This is a genomic window from Streptomyces sp. NPDC047130 (assembly GCF_040643475.1).
GTDB lineage: Bacteria > Actinomycetota > Actinomycetes > Streptomycetales > Streptomycetaceae > Streptomyces.
This window is the reverse complement of the sequence record NZ_JBEYUK010000040.1, coordinates 1-15,637: the sequence shown is the minus strand read 5'-3', so window position 1 is coordinate 15,637 and position 15,637 is coordinate 1. Positions and strand designations below refer to the sequence as shown.

Annotated in this window: 13 protein-coding genes and 1 pseudogene; 4 read left to right on the top strand and 10 right to left on the bottom strand. The window is 72.0% G+C overall.

Annotation, left to right across the window (positions count from 1 at the left end; translation table 11 throughout):
* Nucleotides 1-85 precede the first annotated feature (85 nt).
* A complete protein-coding gene (gene argS, locus ABZ836_RS28770; protein WP_356137343.1) occupies nt 86-1,882 on the bottom strand; it encodes an arginine--tRNA ligase in 1,797 nt (598 codons plus the stop codon).
* Nucleotides 1,883-2,082: 200 nt separating this feature from the next.
* Here argS and lysS point away from each other — a divergent pair, with 200 nt between their 5' ends.
* Complete coding sequence (gene lysS / locus ABZ836_RS28765) at nt 2,083-3,837, top strand: lysine--tRNA ligase (protein ID WP_361147005.1); 1,755 nt, start codon at nt 2,083-2,085, stop codon at nt 3,835-3,837.
* Between the two features lie 120 nt (nt 3,838-3,957).
* Here lysS and ABZ836_RS28760 read toward each other — a convergent pair whose 3' ends face one another.
* The 3 genes from ABZ836_RS28760 to ABZ836_RS28750 all read right to left on the bottom strand — a co-directional run bounded on the left by ABZ836_RS28760 (nt 3,958) and on the right by ABZ836_RS28750 (nt 7,697).
* A complete protein-coding gene (locus ABZ836_RS28760; RefSeq protein ID WP_361147003.1) occupies nt 3,958-5,604 on the bottom strand; it encodes a DUF2637 domain-containing protein in 1,647 nt (548 codons plus the stop codon).
* Between the two features lie 261 nt (nt 5,605-5,865).
* Nucleotides 5,866-6,588: a DUF3558 domain-containing protein gene (locus ABZ836_RS28755; protein ID WP_356137342.1), complete on the bottom strand. Its 723-nt coding sequence runs from the start codon at nt 6,586-6,588 to the stop codon at nt 5,866-5,868.
* A 257-nt stretch (nt 6,589-6,845) separates the two neighbouring features.
* Nucleotides 6,846-7,697 (bottom strand): DUF3558 domain-containing protein, encoded by an 852-nt coding sequence (locus tag ABZ836_RS28750; RefSeq protein ID WP_361147000.1) that lies wholly within the window; start codon nt 7,695-7,697, stop codon nt 6,846-6,848.
* A gap of 203 nt (nt 7,698-7,900) precedes the next feature.
* Here ABZ836_RS28750 and ABZ836_RS28745 point away from each other — a divergent pair, with 203 nt between their 5' ends.
* On the top strand, nt 7,901-9,094 hold the full coding sequence (locus ABZ836_RS28745) for an RtcB family protein (RefSeq protein WP_361146997.1): 1,194 nt from the start codon (nt 7,901-7,903) through the stop codon (nt 9,092-9,094).
* Between the two features lie 51 nt (nt 9,095-9,145).
* On the opposite strand, the gene ABZ836_RS28740 is transcribed toward ABZ836_RS28745, so the two are convergent.
* From ABZ836_RS28740 to ABZ836_RS28720, 5 genes are all read right to left on the bottom strand, one after another.
* Nucleotides 9,146-9,949 carry a hypothetical protein gene (locus ABZ836_RS28740; protein WP_361147064.1) on the bottom strand — a complete coding sequence of 268 codons (804 nt, stop codon included), beginning with the start codon at nt 9,947-9,949 and terminating at the stop codon, nt 9,146-9,148.
* 229 nt (nt 9,950-10,178) lie between these two features.
* Entirely contained in the window at nt 10,179-11,576 is a 1,398-nt protein-coding gene (locus tag ABZ836_RS28735; RefSeq protein ID WP_356137260.1) for a HAMP domain-containing sensor histidine kinase, read from the bottom strand.
* Between the two features lie 4 nt (nt 11,577-11,580).
* Nucleotides 11,581-12,300 carry a response regulator transcription factor gene (locus ABZ836_RS28730; RefSeq protein WP_356137258.1) on the bottom strand — a complete coding sequence of 240 codons (720 nt, stop codon included), beginning with the start codon at nt 12,298-12,300 and terminating at the stop codon, nt 11,581-11,583.
* Between the two features lie 43 nt (nt 12,301-12,343).
* Nucleotides 12,344-12,970, bottom strand: coding sequence for an FMN reductase (locus ABZ836_RS28725; protein ID WP_356137256.1), 627 nt, complete (start codon nt 12,968-12,970; stop codon nt 12,344-12,346).
* The gene (locus tag ABZ836_RS28720; protein WP_361147061.1) at nt 12,967-14,130 is read right to left on the bottom strand and encodes an LLM class flavin-dependent oxidoreductase; all 1,164 of its coding nucleotides are present in this window, start codon (nt 14,128-14,130) and stop codon (nt 12,967-12,969) included. Before ABZ836_RS28720 ends, ABZ836_RS28725 begins: the two co-directional genes overlap by 4 nt.
* 103 nt (nt 14,131-14,233) lie before the next feature.
* Between ABZ836_RS28720 and ABZ836_RS28715 the strand changes: the two genes are divergently transcribed.
* Entirely contained in the window at nt 14,234-14,566 is a 333-nt protein-coding gene (locus tag ABZ836_RS28715; protein ID WP_361146993.1) for a YnfA family protein, read from the top strand.
* A 138-nt stretch (nt 14,567-14,704) separates the two neighbouring features.
* Nucleotides 14,705-15,490, top strand: a complete 786-nt coding sequence (locus ABZ836_RS28710; protein ID WP_361146990.1) for an SDR family NAD(P)-dependent oxidoreductase — start codon at nt 14,705-14,707, stop codon at nt 15,488-15,490.
* 53 nt (nt 15,491-15,543) lie between these two features.
* On the opposite strand, the pseudogene ABZ836_RS28705 reads toward ABZ836_RS28710, so the two are convergent.
* Nucleotides 15,544-15,637 (bottom strand): annotated as a pseudogene (locus ABZ836_RS28705) (helix-turn-helix domain-containing protein); the annotation flags it as partial.

The window sequence follows — 15,637 nt, the reverse complement described above, 5'->3', positions numbered from 1 at the left end:
TGTAGGGGGCGGCGCCGACAACGACGGCCGGAGGCCTGGCGCGAGGAACGCGCCGGGCCTCCGGGGGTCTCGGGACCGGGTGGGACTACAGGCGCTCCGGGGTCCGGATGCCCAGGAGGTCGAGGCCCTTGTGGAGGGTGCGGGCGGTGAGGTCGCAGAGCAGGAGGCGGTTCTCCCGGAGCTCCTGCGTGGGGGCGTCCTTCACCCGGCACTTGTCGTAGAAGGTCGTGAAGAGGGACGCCAGCTGGAACAGGTAGGCGGTCAGCTTGTGCGGGGCGTACTCGGCGGCGGCCTCGGTGATCAGGTCGCCGAAGGCGTCCAGGTGGAGGCCCAGGGCGCGCTCCGCCTCGTGCAGCTCCAGCTCCGGGTGGGCGACCGGCTGGAGGTCGCCGACCTGGCGGAAGATGGAGCGGATACGGGCGTACGCGTACTGGAGGTACACCGAGGTGTCGCCGTTGAGGGAGACCATCTGGTCGAGGTCGAACTTGTAGTCGCGGTTCGCGGAGGTGGACAGGTCCGCGTACTTGACCGCGCCCACGCCGACCTGGGCGCCGCGCTCGAGGATCTCCTCCTCGGTGAGGCGCTCGCCCTCCGGCAGGTTCTCCGCCTTCTCGCGCACGACCGACGCCGCCCGCTCGGAGGCCTCGTCGAGAAGGTCCTCGAGGCGGACGGTCTCGCCCTCACGGGTCTTGAACGGCTTGCCGTCCTTGCCGAGGACCGTGCCGAACTCCAGGTGGACGGCCTTCACGTCCTCGTTCAGCCAGCCGGCGCGGCGGGCCGTCTCGAAGACCATGCGGAAGTGCAGCGCCTGCCGGGCGTCCACCACGTACAGCAGCGTGTCGGCCTTGAGCGTGAACACGCGGTCGCGGATGGCGGAGAGGTCGGAGGCGGCGTAGCCGAAGCCGCCGTCGGCCTTCTGCACGATCAGCGGGACCGGCTTGTCGTCCTTGCCGCGGATCTCGTCGAAGAAGACGACCAGCGCGCCCTCGGAGCGGACGGCGACGCCGGACTCCTCCAGGAGGCGGGCGGTCTCGGCCATCATCGGGTTGTACGCCGACTCGCCGACGATCTCCTCGTCCGCCACCGGCATGTCCAGCTTGTCGAAGACGGAGTAGAAGTAGATCTTCGACTCGTCCACGAACCGCTGCCAGAGGGCGAGGGTCTCCTCGTCGCCGGACTGCAGGGCGACGACGCGCTTGCGGGCACGGGTCTTGAACTCCTCGTCGGAGTCGAAGACCGCGCGGGAGGCCTTGTAGAGGCGGTTCAGGTTGGACATCGCCTCCTCGCCGGCCGCCTCGACGTCCGCCTGCGGGTCGGCCTTGTGGTCCAGCTCGTGCGGGTGCTCGATCAGGTACTGGATGAGCATGCCGAACTGGGTGCCCCAGTCGCCGATGTGGTGGCGGCCGACCGTCTTCTCCCCGGTGAAGTCCAGGATGCGGCGCACCGCGTCGCCGATCACCGCGGAGCGCAGGTGGCCGACGTGCATCTCCTTGGCGACGTTCGGCTGCGCGTAGTCGATGACCGTGGTGCCGGTCACCTCGCGCGGCGGGACGCCGAGGCGGCCCGAGGCGTCCGCGGCGCGCGCGGCGAGGTTCTCGGTGATCGCCTTGTCGGAGACGGTGACGTTGAGGAAGCCGGGGCCGGAGACCTCGATGTCCTTGATCACGTCACCGGAGACGACCTGCTCCACGACCCGCGTGGCCAGCTCGCGCGGGTTGGCCTTGGCCTTCTTGGCCAGGGCGAGGATCCCGTTGGCCTGGTAGTCAGCCCTGTCGCTTCGTCGCAGCAGCGGGTCCGCGGGAGCGGCCTCCGGCAGGGCAGCCGAGAGGGCGTCCGCGAGGCGCGCGTGGACGGAGGCGGTGAGGGACTTGACCGAGGTCATGGAGTGGGTGCCGTTCTCCTCGAAGATGGGTGGGCCCGGCCAGTATCCCATCTTGGACACCGCGCCCGCCTCGCCGTTTCGCCGTGCGGTGGGGCTGGAGGGAAAGGCGTTTTCACCGTGGGGGCCGCACCTGGGAGAATGGACGACACGGCCGCGCGGGCGTCGCGGCGGCCGGGCGTCTCCCCTCAGGAAAGAAGGACGTGCCGATCGTGGCTCAGAGCACCGAGACCACCGACTGGGTCTCCCGTTTCGCGGATGAGGTCATCGAGGAGTCGGAGCGTCGGGCCCCTGGGAAACCCGTGGTCGTCGCGTCCGGCCTGTCGCCCTCCGGCCCGATCCACCTGGGCAACCTGCGCGAGGTGATGACCCCGCACCTGGTCGCCGACGAGATCCGCCGCCGCGGGTTCCAGGTCCGGCACCTGATCTCCTGGGACGACTACGACCGGTACCGCAAGGTCCCGAACGGCGTCGAGGGCGTCGACGAGTCCTGGGCCGAGCACATCGGCAAGCCGCTGACCTCCGTCCCCGCGCCGAAGGGCTCCGAGCACCCGAACTGGGCGGAGCACTTCAAGGCCGCGATGGTCGAGTCGCTGGGCCGGCTGGGCGTCGAGTTCGACGGCATCAGCCAGACCGAGCAGTACACCACGGGCGTCTACCGCGAGCAGATCCTGCACGCGATGAAGCACCGCGGCGACATCGACGCCGTCCTGGCGCAGTACCGGACCAGGAAGAAGGACCCGGCGCAGCAGCTCAAGCAGCAGCAGAAGCCGGTGGACGAGGCCGAGCTGGAGGCCGCGGAGGGCTCCGGCGCGGCCGACGAGGACGACGGCTCGTCCGCGGCCGGCGGCTACTTCCCGTACAAGCCGTACTGCGGGAACTGCGGCAAGGACTTCACCACCGTCACCTCCTACGACGACGCGTCGACCGAGATGGCGTACGCCTGCACGACCTGCGGGTTCACCGAGACGGTGCTGCTCAGCGAGTTCGACCGCGGCAAGCTGGTCTGGAAGGTCGACTGGCCGATGCGGTGGGCGTACGAGGGCGTGATCTTCGAGCCGTCCGGCGTGGACCACTCCTCGCCCGGGTCCAGCTTCCAGGTGGGCGGGCAGATCGTCGAGATCTTCGGCGGCAAGCAGCCGATCGGCCCGATGTACGCCTTCGTCGGCATCAGCGGCATGGCGAAGATGTCCTCCAGCAAGGGCGGCGTGCCCACGCCGGCCGACGCGCTGCGGATCATGGAGCCGCAGATCCTGCGGTGGCTGTACGCGCGGCGCAAGCCCAACCAGTCGTTCAAGGTCGCCTTCGACCAGGAGATCCAGCGGCTCTACGACGAGTGGGACCGGCTGGAGGCCAAGGTCGAGGACGGCAGCGCGCTGCCGGGCGACATCGCCGCCCACACCCGCGCCGCCTCCACCGCCGCCGGTGACCTGCCGGGCACGCCGCGCCCGCTGCCGTACCGGACGCTGGCCTCGGTCGCCGACATCACCGGCGGCCACCAGGACCAGGCGCTGCGCATCCTCAGCGACCTTGACCCGGCCCACCCGCTGTCCTCGCTGGACGAGGCGCGGCCGCGGTACGACAAGGCCGAGGCGTGGATCAACACGCACGTCCCGGCGGACCAGCGCACCATCGTGCGCGACGAGCCCGACGCGGACCTCCTGGGCTCGCTGGACGACACCTCGCGGGAGTCGCTGCGGCTCCTGCTGGACGGGCTGGACGACCACTGGTCGCTGGACGGCCTCACCCACCTCGTCTACGGCGTGCCCAAGGTGCAGGCCGGGTTCTCGGCCGACGCCACGCCGAAGGAACTGCCGCCGGAGATCAAGACGGCGCAGCGGCAGTTCTTCGCGCTGCTCTACCAGCTGCTGGTCTCCAAGGACACCGGCCCGCGGCTGCCCACGCTGCTGCTGGCGGTCGGCGCGGACCGCGTGCGTCGCCTGCTTGGCGCCGCCTGACCGGGCCGGCGCGGAACGACGGTGCCCCGGTGGTCGTGACGACCACCGGGGCACCGGTGCGTTCGGGGTGGCGCGCGCCGCTCGGGCGCTCGGGCCGCTCGGGCGAGGCTCAGGCGAGGCTCAGGCGATGTGGTCCTGGGCCAGTTCGACGTCGTAGCGGACGGCGAAGCGGTCCACGTACTCCTTCAGCTCGTTGGGCGTGAAGGTGTGGCCGTACTCGGCCTCGAGGATCTCGCCGAGCTGGCGCGGGGTCGGCAGGCTGCCGTCTATGGCGCGGCGGAAGACCTGGTAGTACGCGTCCTCGCGTTCCTTCTCGTCCTCGAACTCCGCGGTGGTCCGCGTCGAGGCCGGCTGCTGCTCCCGGCGCTGGCCGGGGATGCTGACCTCCGGCTCCGGCGCGGGGCCGGGCGCCGGCTGGGGCGCCGGCTGGGGCGCCGCCTCGGGGTCGGGCTGGGCGCCCTCGCCGAGCTGCCGGGTGCGGCCGCCGGGCTGGCCGACGGGGACCGGGAAGGTGCCGGTGTCCTCGGGGGAGGGCGGGTAGTCCTGCGGGAAGTCCTGGGCCGGGAAGTCCTGGGCCGGGTAGCCCTGGGCCGGGTAGTCCTGGGCCGGGAAGTCCTGCGTGGACTGCTGCGGGGGCCGCGGGGCCTGCGCGGACTGCTGCGCGCCGTCCTGGGCGAACTGCGGCGTGCCCTGGCCGGGCTGCTGCGGGTCCTGCTGGGCGTACCACTGCTCGGTGGCGGGGTCCGGCTGGTAGGTGGCCGGGCTGTAGCTGCCGAGGCGCGGGTCGTAGAACCAGGCGCTGCCGTCCTCGCCGTAGTGGATCCGCTGGTCCGCGGGAATCTGCTGCGGCCCGGCGTACGCCTGCGCGTCCAGCGCGCCTGGTGCGCCCTGCTGCTGCTGCGGCTGCTGCTGCCGGCCGCGCCGGTCCGGCTGCCACGGGTCCTGTTCCCGCGGGGCGGGGGCCTGGCGGCGGTCGGCGCTCTCCAGCTCCGGGGCCGGCTCGACGGCGGTGGCCGCGGCGGCACCGACCTGACGGCGGCGGTCCTCGCGCTCCACCTCGGCGGCCGGGACCACCGCCGGCTCGATGCCCGCCGCCGCGAGGCCCTCCGCGGCGGTGTCGGCCAGCGGGACGCCGTACTTGGCGAGCCGCAGCGGCATCAGCGACTCCACCGGGGCCTTGCGCCGCCAGCCGCGCCCGAAGCGTGCCCGCAGCCGGGTCCGGTAGACCAGCCGCTCCTGCTCCAGCTTGATCACCTCGTCGTAGGAGCGCAGCTCCCACAGCTTCATCCGGCGCCACAGCAGGAAGGTCGGGACCGGCGACAGCAGCCACCGGGTGAGGCGGACGCCCTCCATGTGCTTGTCGGCCGTGATGTCGGCGATGCGGCCGATGGCGTGCCGGGCGGCCTCGACGGCGACCACGAACAGCACCGGGATGATCGCGTGCATGCCGACGCCCAGCGGGTCCGGCCAGGCGGCGGCGCCGTTGAAGGCGATCGTCGCGGCCGTCAGCAGCCAGGCCGTCTGGCGGAGCATCGGGAACGGGATGCGGATCCACGTCAGCAGCAGGTCGAGCGCCAGCAGCACGCAGATGCCGGCGTCGATGCCGATCGGGAAGACGTAGGAGAAGTTCCCGAAGCCCTTCTGGAAGGCGAGTTCCTTCACGGCCGCGTACGACCCCGCGAAGCCGATCGCGGCGATGACCACGGCGCCCGCGATCACCACCCCGATGAGGATGCGATGCGTCCGTGTGAGCTGTGGCGCGGCCACCCGACTCCCCTTCCAGACTGTCCTGTTGCGCGCACCAGGGTTGCACATGTGTACGGGTGCCGGGCGGTCGGTCGACCGCACCAGCACCCTCGATGTGCCGCGCGAGTCGGACGGCGCCGGACGTAGGGGACGTCTCGCACCACCCGCGCGGGGGCTGCTCGCCGGGCGAAGTCCGGCCAGGTGTCAGGAGTTGGAGCGCGGCCCGGGCGTCACGGCCTGCGCTGCGGTCCGGGCGTCACGGCCTGCGCTGCGGTCCGGGCGTCAGGACTTGGTGGCGGAGGAGGAGGGCGAGGCCGACGGGGAGGCGGAGGAGCCGGAACCGGCGCCGCCGTCACCGTTCGCCGCGGCGACCTTCGCGGCGGCCTCCTCGGCGGCGTCCACCGCCTGCTTGCTCAGCTTCTTCATGCTCGGGGCGTCCTCGCCCGCCAGACCGGCACCGTTGTAGTCGACCGTCACCACGACGTTCTCGACCAGCGCGACCACGGTCTGCTGCTTGAAGAGGCCCTCCTTCTTCTTCAGGTCGTAGGTGACCAGGGTGGCCTCCGTGCCGACGCCCTCGACCGGCTCGGTGGCGACCTTCTTGGCGTCGGAGGTGTTCCGCGCCTCCTCGATCATGGCCTCGTACTGCTCCTCGGCCTGCGTCGCGGCCGCGCCGCGGACCGCGTCGGAGTCGAAGCGCAGCAGGGAGACGCTCAGCCAGCGGTACTGGGAACCCTCGACGCCGTTGTCGTCCAGGCTGTTCCAGGTGCAGCTCGACCGGTTGCCCGCGTCGTCGGTGCGGCCGGCCTTCTCGGTCTTCGAGCCCTTGGGCACCAGCTCGCCCAGCGTCTTCTTGCCGAGCGTGTCGCACGCCTTGGGCAGCTCCTGGTAGGCGGCCGGCTCGACGGACGGCGACGCCTTCGCGGAGGGCTTGTCGCTGCTCGCGCTCTGCTTGGCGTCGGCCTTCGGCTCCGCGTCCGAGGAACAGGCCGCGGCGACGAGCATCACGGGGACGACTGCCGCGCCGGTCAGGGCACGGACGACTCGCTGAACGGGACGATTGGCTCGGTGCGCTCGCTGCATGGTTCCTTCACTCACGGCTTCGCTTCGGCTCCTGCGGGACCCGGATACCCCCGACCCGGCGGATGACGTCAGGCGTGGTGTTCGATCCCGGTCCGACAGGTCACGGTACGCGGTGAGCGGGACCCGCCGCCCGCGCCGAGGCGTTCGCCGGACGGGCGGGCGAGCGCTGTGCCAAGGTGTCAGCCGACCAGTTCCTCGACCAGCTCGGCGGCCAGTTCCTGCGCCCTGTCCTGCATTTCCTCGCTGTCCGCGGTCTCACCGGCGCGCGTCGGACGGCTCGTGTAATCGATCTTCACGAGGACGTTGGACGTGCGGAACACCACAGTCACGGTGCGCTCGGAAGCGGTGGTTCCGGCGGTCCCGAGGTCGTCGTCGAGGAACGCCTCGTCCCCGAGGTCCTCCAGGACGCGCGGGGCGAGGTCCACCGAGCCGGTGGCGGTGGCGGTGGCGGATGCCTCGGCCTCGTTTTCGGCCTCCGCCTCGGCCTCCGCCTCGGCCTCGGCCTCGGGGGAACCGGAGGCGGACGCGGACGCGGACGGCGCGGCCGGGCCGTCGGAGCCGGTGGACGGCCCGTCGCCGGGGGCGGGCACCCCGGCCTCGTCGCGGAGGTCGGCGAACAGCTCCCCGGTCTTGTCCTCGTCGCTCACGCCGGGCTCGTAGGAGACCACCCGCTCGAAGTCCAGCGCGAGCGAGGCGGTGGCGTCGGCGGACTCGGCCTGCCAGCGGCAGCCGACCTGGCGGTCCAGGTCGAAGGTGAGCGAGGCCTTGCCCTCGTACGCGGCCTCGCGCTTCCTGGCGTCCGCGATCTTCCGCAGGCCGGGGAGCAGTTCCTCCAGCCGCTCCTCGCCGACCACGCCGCAGGGCTCGGGGAGCGTCTGGTAGCGGCCCGGTTCCGCCTCGGCCGTGGTGGCGTTCTGCGCGCCCGGCTTGGAGTCGTCGGCCTGCTCCCCCTCGGAGGGGCCGCCGCTGCAGCCGGCCAGCACGGCCGCGAGCAGGGCGGCGGTGCCGATGGTGAACGCCTTCCGCTGCACGGTCGGGCTCCTCTCGGGGTTAATCGGTTGCCGGGGGAACGGGGTCCCGGCAGACAATGTGTATCGCACACGCCACCGGGAACGCCGGTCTGCGGTCCCTTTCGTGACGTTGGTCATGCATGTTGCGTTTGCGTCGATCCGCTGGGCCTGTCGGGTCTTGTTCGCTGTTCTCTGTTGTCGCTTTTCGGGGGAGATGGTCTGTCGTGTCGTACGTCGAGGTGCCGGGGGCGCAGGTGCCGATCCGGATGTGGACGGATCCGGCGGCGGTGGAGGACGGCGCCATGCGGCAGCTCCAGAACGTGGCGACGCTGCCGTGGATCAAGGGCCTCGCGGTGATGCCGGACGTCCACTACGGCAAGGGCGCGACCGTGGGCTCCGTGATCGCCATGCGGGGCGCGGTGTGCCCGGCGGCGGTGGGCGTCGACATCGGCTGCGGGATGTCCGCGGTGAAGACCTCGCTGACCGCCAACGACCTGCCGGGGGACCTGTCGCGGCTGCGGTCGAAGATCGAGCAGGCCATTCCGGTGGGCCGCGGCATGCACGACTCCCCGGTGGACCCGGGCCGGCTGCACGGCTTCGCCACCGCGGCGTGGGACGACCTGTGGGCGCGGTTCGACGGGGTCGCCGAGGCGGTCAGGTTCCGCGAGGAGAGGGCCGCGAAGCAGGCGGGAACGCTTGGATCGGGCAACCACTACATCGAACTGACGCTCGATTCCGAGGGTGTCGTGTGGCTCACCCTCCATTCCGGCTCGCGGAACATCGGCAAGGAACTCGCCGAGTACCACATCGGTGTGGCGCAGCGCCTGCCGCACAACCAGGGCCTGGTCGACCGCGACCTGGCGGTCTTCGTCGCGGACACCCCGCAGATGGCCGCCTACGAGAACGACCTCTACTGGGCGCAGGAGTACGCCCGGTTCAACCGGTCGATCATGATGGCGCTGCTGAAGGACGTGGTCCGCAAGGAGTTCAAGAAGGCCAAGGTGTCCTTCGCGCCGGAGATCAGCTGTCACCACAACTACGTGAATCTCGAGCGGTACGAGGGCATGGACCTGCTGGTCACGCGAAAGGGTGCGATCAGTGCCCTCCCGGGCCAGTACGGCATCATTCCGGGGTCCATGGGCACGTCGACGTACATCGTCAAGGGGCTCGGGAACGAGAAGGCCTTCAACTCGGCCTCGCACGGCGCGGGCCGGCGGATGAGTCGAAGCGCGGCCAAGCGGCGCTTCACGACGGCCGACCTGGAGCGCCAGACGCAGGGCGTGGAATGCCGGAAGGACTCAGGTGTGGTCGACGAGATCCCGGCGGCCTACAAGCCGATCGACCAGGTGATGGACCAGCAGCGTGACCTCGTGGAGGTCGTGGCGAAGCTCAAGCAGTTCATCTGCGTCAAGGGCTGAACAGGGTTGCCCCTCCTCCTCGGAGCGCGGAGGAGGGGTGACCCGGATGCCTCACTGCTCCGCCGCCGGCATGGGCGCTTCGCCTCGGCGCAGTCGCCACAATCTGATGGTGCAGCTCTTCCGTGTGCGCCCGAGTTCGGTCGCGGCGGCCGCCGGGTCACCGAGCCGTAGCAGCAGGCGGTCCTCGCGTGCGGTCCACACGCGTCGGGTGTGTGCCGCCCTCATGCCTTCCGGTCGTGTCCAGGCCGCAAGGGAGTCGGCGGCTTCCCGCTTCCTCCCGAGCGCCAGACAGCCCGGGTAGTAGAGCTGGGCGGCCAGTTTCTGCGCATGCTCCACCGCGAACATCACGTTGTAGACGCCGTCACGGGTGTTGCGGCGCGGAATGCGCAGCACGCCACTCACCTTGTGCGCGTAGTAGCACAGGTAGGTCACGACGGCAGTGCTTTCCGTGGTGAGGCTCACGAACGGAAGACCGGCCGCGGTGAAGCCCACGGAACCGTCGGCGTCGACGATGCCGCGCAGGTAGTCGGCGCGGGAGAAGTCCACTCGCGGCGGCTTGATGCGGTTCGACTTCTTTCCGTACGGCAGGCCCAGCTCGTTGATCCTGGTCCTTGCGGCGAGGGAGCAGACCGTCCACGTGGCGGAATGGTGCCCGTCGGAGAGATTCGTCCGGCGGGTCCGTTCGCTGATGCTGCTGGGGTAGGGAGTCAGCTCCTGGAAGCGCCGCAGGATGCCGATGTCCCGTGCGCTGAGCTCGGCCGTGAGGCGTCCCTTCCTGCCGGGGGCGCCGGACAGGTGCCCGTCGGCCTGAAGGAAGCCGAACATGTAGGCGTAGTCGGGGACCGTGAGGTCCATGAAGGCGGCGGCGCCCGCGTCCTCGGGGAATGCGTCGAGGCCCGGTCGTCCGGCGTCGGGCTCGCTGTCGGTCATGGGGAGTCAGCCCTTCCCGTGGTTCTGGCCCCTTGCGGGGGCAACCCGCCAAGGGCCGTGACGTGCTCCAGGAGGCGAGCGTAGGCCGGGTGTTCCCCGGCAGGAGATCCCTTCGACGGGACTTCACTCTCACGGGGCGGGAGCGGGCCGACCGTCAGTCGGCGGTCTCGTCCACCGTGAAGCCGATGACGGAGCCGCCGCCCTCGCGGCGGAAGGCGAAGGGGGAGCCGTTGTGGGAGGCGGCGACCTCGCGGACGATCGAGAGGCCGAGGCCGGAGCCGGGGAGGCTGCGGGCGGCGGGGGTGCGGTAGAAGCGGTCGAAGACGCGGGTCAGGTCGGCGGGGGCGATGCCCGGGCCGCGGTCCAGGACCTCCACGCGGAGGTGGCCGGCGCCGCGGTGGCGGACCACCCGGACGTCGATGGGGGCGGTGCCGTCCTGGTCGAACTTGGCGGCGTTCTCCACCAGGCTGGAGACGGCGCGCTGGAGGGCGGCGGCGCGGCCGTCGACCGTGGTGTCGCCGGTGGCGGAGACGCGGATGTCCCGGCCGGTGCGGCGGCGGGCGTGCACGGCGACGTCCTCGGCGAGTTCGGCGAGGTCGACCGGGCGGACCGGTTCGGCGTCCGACTGGCCGGCGGCGAGGTCGACCAGCTCGTTCACCAGGTCGGTCAGCTCGCGCGACTCGGTGGCCAGGTCCTCGACCAGTTCCTCCCGGACGCGGGGCGGCAGTTCGTCGATCCGGCGGAGCATCGAGATGTTGGTGCGCAGCGAGGTCAGCGGGGTGCGCAGTTCGTGGCCGGCGTCCTGGACCAGGCGGCGCTGGTCCTCCTCGGAGCGGGCGAGCCGGTCCAGCATGCGGTCGAAGGAGCGGCCGAGGCGGCCCACCTCGCCGGCGCCGGTGACCGGGACCTGGATGGACAGGTGCCGGGTGCGGGCCACGGCCTCGGCGGCGTCGGTGAGGGCGACCAGGCGGCGGGTGATGCGGTGGGCGAGCCACCAGCCGAAGAGGCCGGCGGCGAAGACCACGGCGACGATCTGCCAGGCGGTGCGGCGCTGGAGTTCGCTCAGCAGGTCCTCGGTGTCGCTGAACTCGTGGGCGACCTGGACCGCGCCGCGTCCGTCGCCGAGGGAGACGGTGGCGATGCGGTAGATGTCGTGGCCGGCCACGATGTCCGCGTGCTCCACGGTGAGACCTGCGGCGCGCCGCAGTGCGGTGCGGCGGTCCTCGTCGGTGACCGGCAGGGCGGGGCGGCCGGGGTCGTCCACCGATCCGTCGGGGCCGAGGACCTGCACCACGGTGCGGCTCGGGCGGACGATGTCGTGCCCGGGGACGTGCGAGGAGAAGTCCTCCGGCGTCATCCGCCGCTGCCGGACCTCGGCCTTCAGGTCGCCGACGACCTCGGCGAATATCGTCTGCTGGTCCACCCGGACCATCCGCGCGGCGGCGTTGTAGGAGAGCAGGCCGACCACCACGGTGACGGCGGCGGCGACGGCGGCGAAGGAGACGGCGAAGCCGGTGCGCAGCGAGGCCAGCCGGCCGAGGAGTCCGGGCACCGGCTCAGCCCTCCCGCAGCACGTACCCGATGCCCCGCACGGTGTGGATCAGCTGCGGGGCGCCGGGCTCGTCCAGCTTGCGGCGCAGGTAGCCGACGTAGACGGCGAGGTTCTTGGAACCGGGGCCGAAGTCGTAGCCCCAGATGCGGTCGTAGATGGTGGCGTGCTCGAGGACCACGCCGGCGTGGCGGAGCAGCAGTTCCAGCAGGTCGAACTCGGTGCGGGTGAGCTCGATCTCGCGGTCGCCGCGCCAGACGCGGCGGGCGGAGGGGTCCATCCGCAGCCCGGCGGCGTCGAGGGTCCGCGGGTCGCGCCCCGTACCGGGGCCCTGCGCGGCGGGGCCGCGGACGGGTTCCTTGCCGGCCCGGCGGAGCAGGGCGCGCAGGCGCGCGAAGACCTCCTCGACCTCGAAGGGCTTCGGCACGTAGTCGTCGGCGCCGGCGTCCAGGCCGGCGATCCGGTCGGCGGTCTCCACCAGCGCGGTCAGCATCAGGATCGGGGTGCGGTCGCCGCGGGCGCGCAGTTCGCGGCAGACCTGGAGGCCGTCGACGCGGGGCATCATCACGTCGAGGACCAGCACGTCGGGCGCGGCCGCGGTGGCCTGTTCGAGCGCGGCGGCGCCGTCGGACACGGCGGTGACCGCGTAGCCCTCGAGGGTGAGGGCGCGGGCGAGGGCGTTGCGGATGGCGCGGTCGTCCTCGGCGAGCAGCACGGTGTGGGGCACGGACCCATCCTGTCATTCCGGGTTCCGTGCCCCACGGTGCGGCTCAGGAGGTGCGCAGCGCCTGGAGGGCCTGTTCGAAGGGGACGGTCTCCAGGTCGCCGACCCGGACGACGCCGGGGTCGTCCTCCTGGGCGGAGCGGGCGGCGGGCAGCTCGGCCGCCGGGCCGGACATCAGCGCGGCGAGTCCGCCCGCCGCGCGGTCGATCCGCTCCTGGAGCCCCTCCGCCCCCCAGTCCTCGGAGGCCGCGTAGACGCCGGTGGGCACCACCACGGCGCGCAGGTAGGAGAAGAGCGGCCGCAGGGCGTGGTCCAGGACCAGGGAGTGGCGGGCGGACCCGCCGGTCGCGGCGATCAGGACCGGCTTGCCGTCCAGGGCGTCCTTGTCGAGCACGTCGAAGAAGGCCTTGAAGAGCCCGCTGTAGGAGGCGGAGAAGACCGGGGTGACGACGATCAGTCCGTCGGCGGCGGTCACCGCCTCCTGGGCGGCGGCCAGCTCGCGGCCGGGGAAGCCGTTGGTGAGGTTGTGCGCGATCTCGACGGCGAGGTCGCGCACCTCGATCACCTGGACGTCCGCGCCGGTGCGGTCGGCGGTGGCGCGGCCGAGGCGGTCGGCCAGCAGCCGGGTGGAGGACGGGACGCTCAGTCCCGCCGAGACGACGACGAGCTTCATCGTGCGGCCTCCTTCTCCTTCGTGGTGTCGTTCAGCGGCGTCCCGGCCCCGGTTCCGGCCCCGGTCCCGGTCTTCGCCTCGGCCTCGGCCTTCGCCCTGGTGACGAGGGAGGCGTGGGTCGGCGCGTCGGGCACGTCGGCCGGGCGGCCCTTGGCGAACTCCTCGCGGAGCACCGGCACGACCTCCTCGCCGAGGATGTCGAGCTGCTCGAGCACGGTCTTCAGGGGCAGCCCGGCGTGGTCCATGAGGAAGAGCTGGCGCTGGTAGTCGCCGGCCACCTCGCGGAACGACAGGGTGCGCTCGATGACCTGCTGCGGGGAGCCGACGGTCAGCGGGGTGTCACGGGTGAACTCCTCCAGGGAGGGGCCGTGGCCGTAGACCGGCGCGTTGTCGAAGTAGGGGCGGAACTCGCGGACGGCGTCCTGGGAGTTCTTCCGCATGAACACCTGGCCGCCGAGGCCGACGATCGCCTGCTCCGGCCGTCCGTGGCCGTAGTGGGCGAAGCGGGTCCGGTAGAACTCGACCATCCGGCGGGTGTGGTCGGCGGGCCAGAAGATGTTGTTGTGGAAGAACCCGTCCCCGTAGTACGCGGCCTGCTCGGCGATCTCGGGGGACCGGATCGAGCCGTGCCAGACGAACGGGGGCACGTCGTCCATGGGACGCGGGGTGGAGGTGAAGCCCTGCAGCGGGGTGCGGAACTTGCCCTCCCAGTTCACGACCTCCTCGCGCCACAGGCGGTGGAGCAGGGCGTAGTTCTCGATGGCGAGGTTGATGCCCTGGCGGATGTCCTGCCCGAACCAGGGGTAGACCGGGCCGGTGTTGCCGCGGCCCATCATCAGGTCGACGCGGCCGTCCGCGAGGTGCTGGAGCATCGCGTAGTCCTCGGCGATCTTCACCGGGTCGTTGGTGGTGATCAGCGTCGTCGAGGTCGAGAGGGTGAGCGTCTCCGTCCGCGCCGCGATCCAGCCCAGCATGGTGGTGGGCGAGGACGGCACGAAGGGCGGGTTGTGGTGCTCGCCCATCGCGAAGACGTCGAGGCCGACCTCCTCCGCCTTCAGCGCGATCTCGACCATGGCCTTGATGCGCTCGCGCTCGGTGGGGGTCCGGCCGGTGGTGGGGTCGGGCGTCACGTCGCCGACCGAGAAGATCCCGAACTCCATGGTCATGGTCGCTCACTCCAATGTTGTTGACCATTGAACTATATCCGAGAACCAGGCGGGGGCGACAGGTATTCCGCCGCCCGCGGCATGGCATGGTGACCCGATGGTGATCGTGAGGTCCGCGGTGCTCTTCGCGCTGGCCGCGGTGTTGGAGATCGGCGGCGCGTGGCTGGTCTGGCAGGGCTTCCGGGAGAGCCGGGGCTGGGCGTGGATCGGGGCGGGGGTGCTGGCGCTGGGGGCGTACGGGTTCGTCGCCACGTTCCAGCCGGAGGGGGAGTTCGGGAGGGTGCTGGCGGCGTACGGGGGCGTCTTCGTCGCCGGGTCCCTCGCGTGGGGGGCGGTCGCGGACGGGTACCGGCCTGACCGGTGGGACGTGGCCGGGGCGCTCATCTGCCTCGCGGGCATGGCGGTGATCATGTACGCCCCTCGCCGCTGACCGACGCGCTCCCCGCCGCCCTGGCCCCCGCGCCGCACCTCGTCCGGGCCGGTCGTGAGACGGGGTGCCGGGGGCGGGGGGACGGTGCTTAAGGTGGCGGGGTCCGTGGACACGACTCGAACGGGAGCGCCGCGCCGTATGACCGCCGCCTACACCGCCACCCCCACCCCCGCCTCCCGCATCGCCGTCGTCACCGGCGCCAGCAGCGGCATCGGCGCCGCCACCGCGCGGCAGCTCGCCGCGGCGGGTTACCGCGTCGTCCTGACCGCCCGCCGCAAGGACCGGATCGAGGCGCTCGCGGAGGAGATCACCGCCGCCGGCCACTCCGCCACCGCGTACGCCCTGGACGTCACCGACCGCGCCGCCGTTGACGAGTTCGCCACCGCCTTCAGGGCCGTCGGCGTGCTGGTCAACAACGCCGGCGGGGCCCTCGGCTCCGACCCGGTGGCCACCGGCGACCCGCAGGAGTGGCGGACCATGTACGAGACGAACGTGATCGGCACCCTCAACGTCACCCAGGCGCTGCTGCCCGCCCTGACCGCGAGCGGCGACGGCACGGTCGTGGTGGTCTCCTCCACCGCCGGTCACGCCACCTACGAGGGCGGCGCCGGCTACGTGGCGGCCAAGCACGCCGAGCACGTGCTCGCGGAGACCCTCCGGCTGGAGATCGTCGGCACCCCGGTCCGGGTGATCGAGATCGCGCCCGGCATGGTGAAGACCGAGGAGTTCGCCCTGACCCGGTTCCACGGGGACGAGGAGAAGGCCGCCAAGGTCTACCAGGGCGTGGCCGAGCCGCTGACCGCGGACGACGTCGCCGACACCATCGCCTGGGCGGTCACCCGCCCCAGCCACGTCAACGTCGACCTGCTGGTGGTCCGCCCCCGCGCCCAGGCGTCCAACACCAAGGTGCACCGGGAGCTCTGACCCGGCCCGGCGCCCAGCAGCGCCCCGGGAACACCCCAGAAGACCCGAGCGGCGCCGAGCCGCTGGGACAGCTCGGTGACGGTCAGGCCGTGGTCGGTGTCGGCGAGCAGCTTGAGGACACGCAGTCCCCGGTCGAGCGTCTGGGAG

Excerpts from the sequence above, each read along its gene's own strand:
- argS (WP_356137343.1), bottom strand. The coding sequence starts at position 1,882 with ATGACCTCGGTCAAGTCCCTCACCGCCTCCGTCCACGCGCGCCTCGCG.
- ABZ836_RS28755 (WP_356137342.1), bottom strand. The coding sequence starts at position 6,588 with ATGCTCGTCGCCGCGGCCTGTTCCTCGGACGCGGAGCCGAAGGCCGAC.
- ABZ836_RS28740 (WP_361147064.1), bottom strand. The coding sequence starts at position 9,949 with ATGGACCTCACGGTCCCCGACTACGCCTACATGTTCGGCTTCCTTCAG.
- ABZ836_RS28725 (WP_356137256.1), bottom strand. The coding sequence starts at position 12,970 with ATGAAGCTCGTCGTCGTCTCGGCGGGACTGAGCGTCCCGTCCTCCACC.
- ABZ836_RS28720 (WP_361147061.1), bottom strand. The coding sequence starts at position 14,130 with ATGGAGTTCGGGATCTTCTCGGTCGGCGACGTGACGCCCGACCCCACC.
- ABZ836_RS28715 (WP_361146993.1), top strand. The coding sequence starts at position 14,234 with ATGGTGATCGTGAGGTCCGCGGTGCTCTTCGCGCTGGCCGCGGTGTTG.
- ABZ836_RS28710 (WP_361146990.1), top strand. The coding sequence starts at position 14,705 with ATGACCGCCGCCTACACCGCCACCCCCACCCCCGCCTCCCGCATCGCC.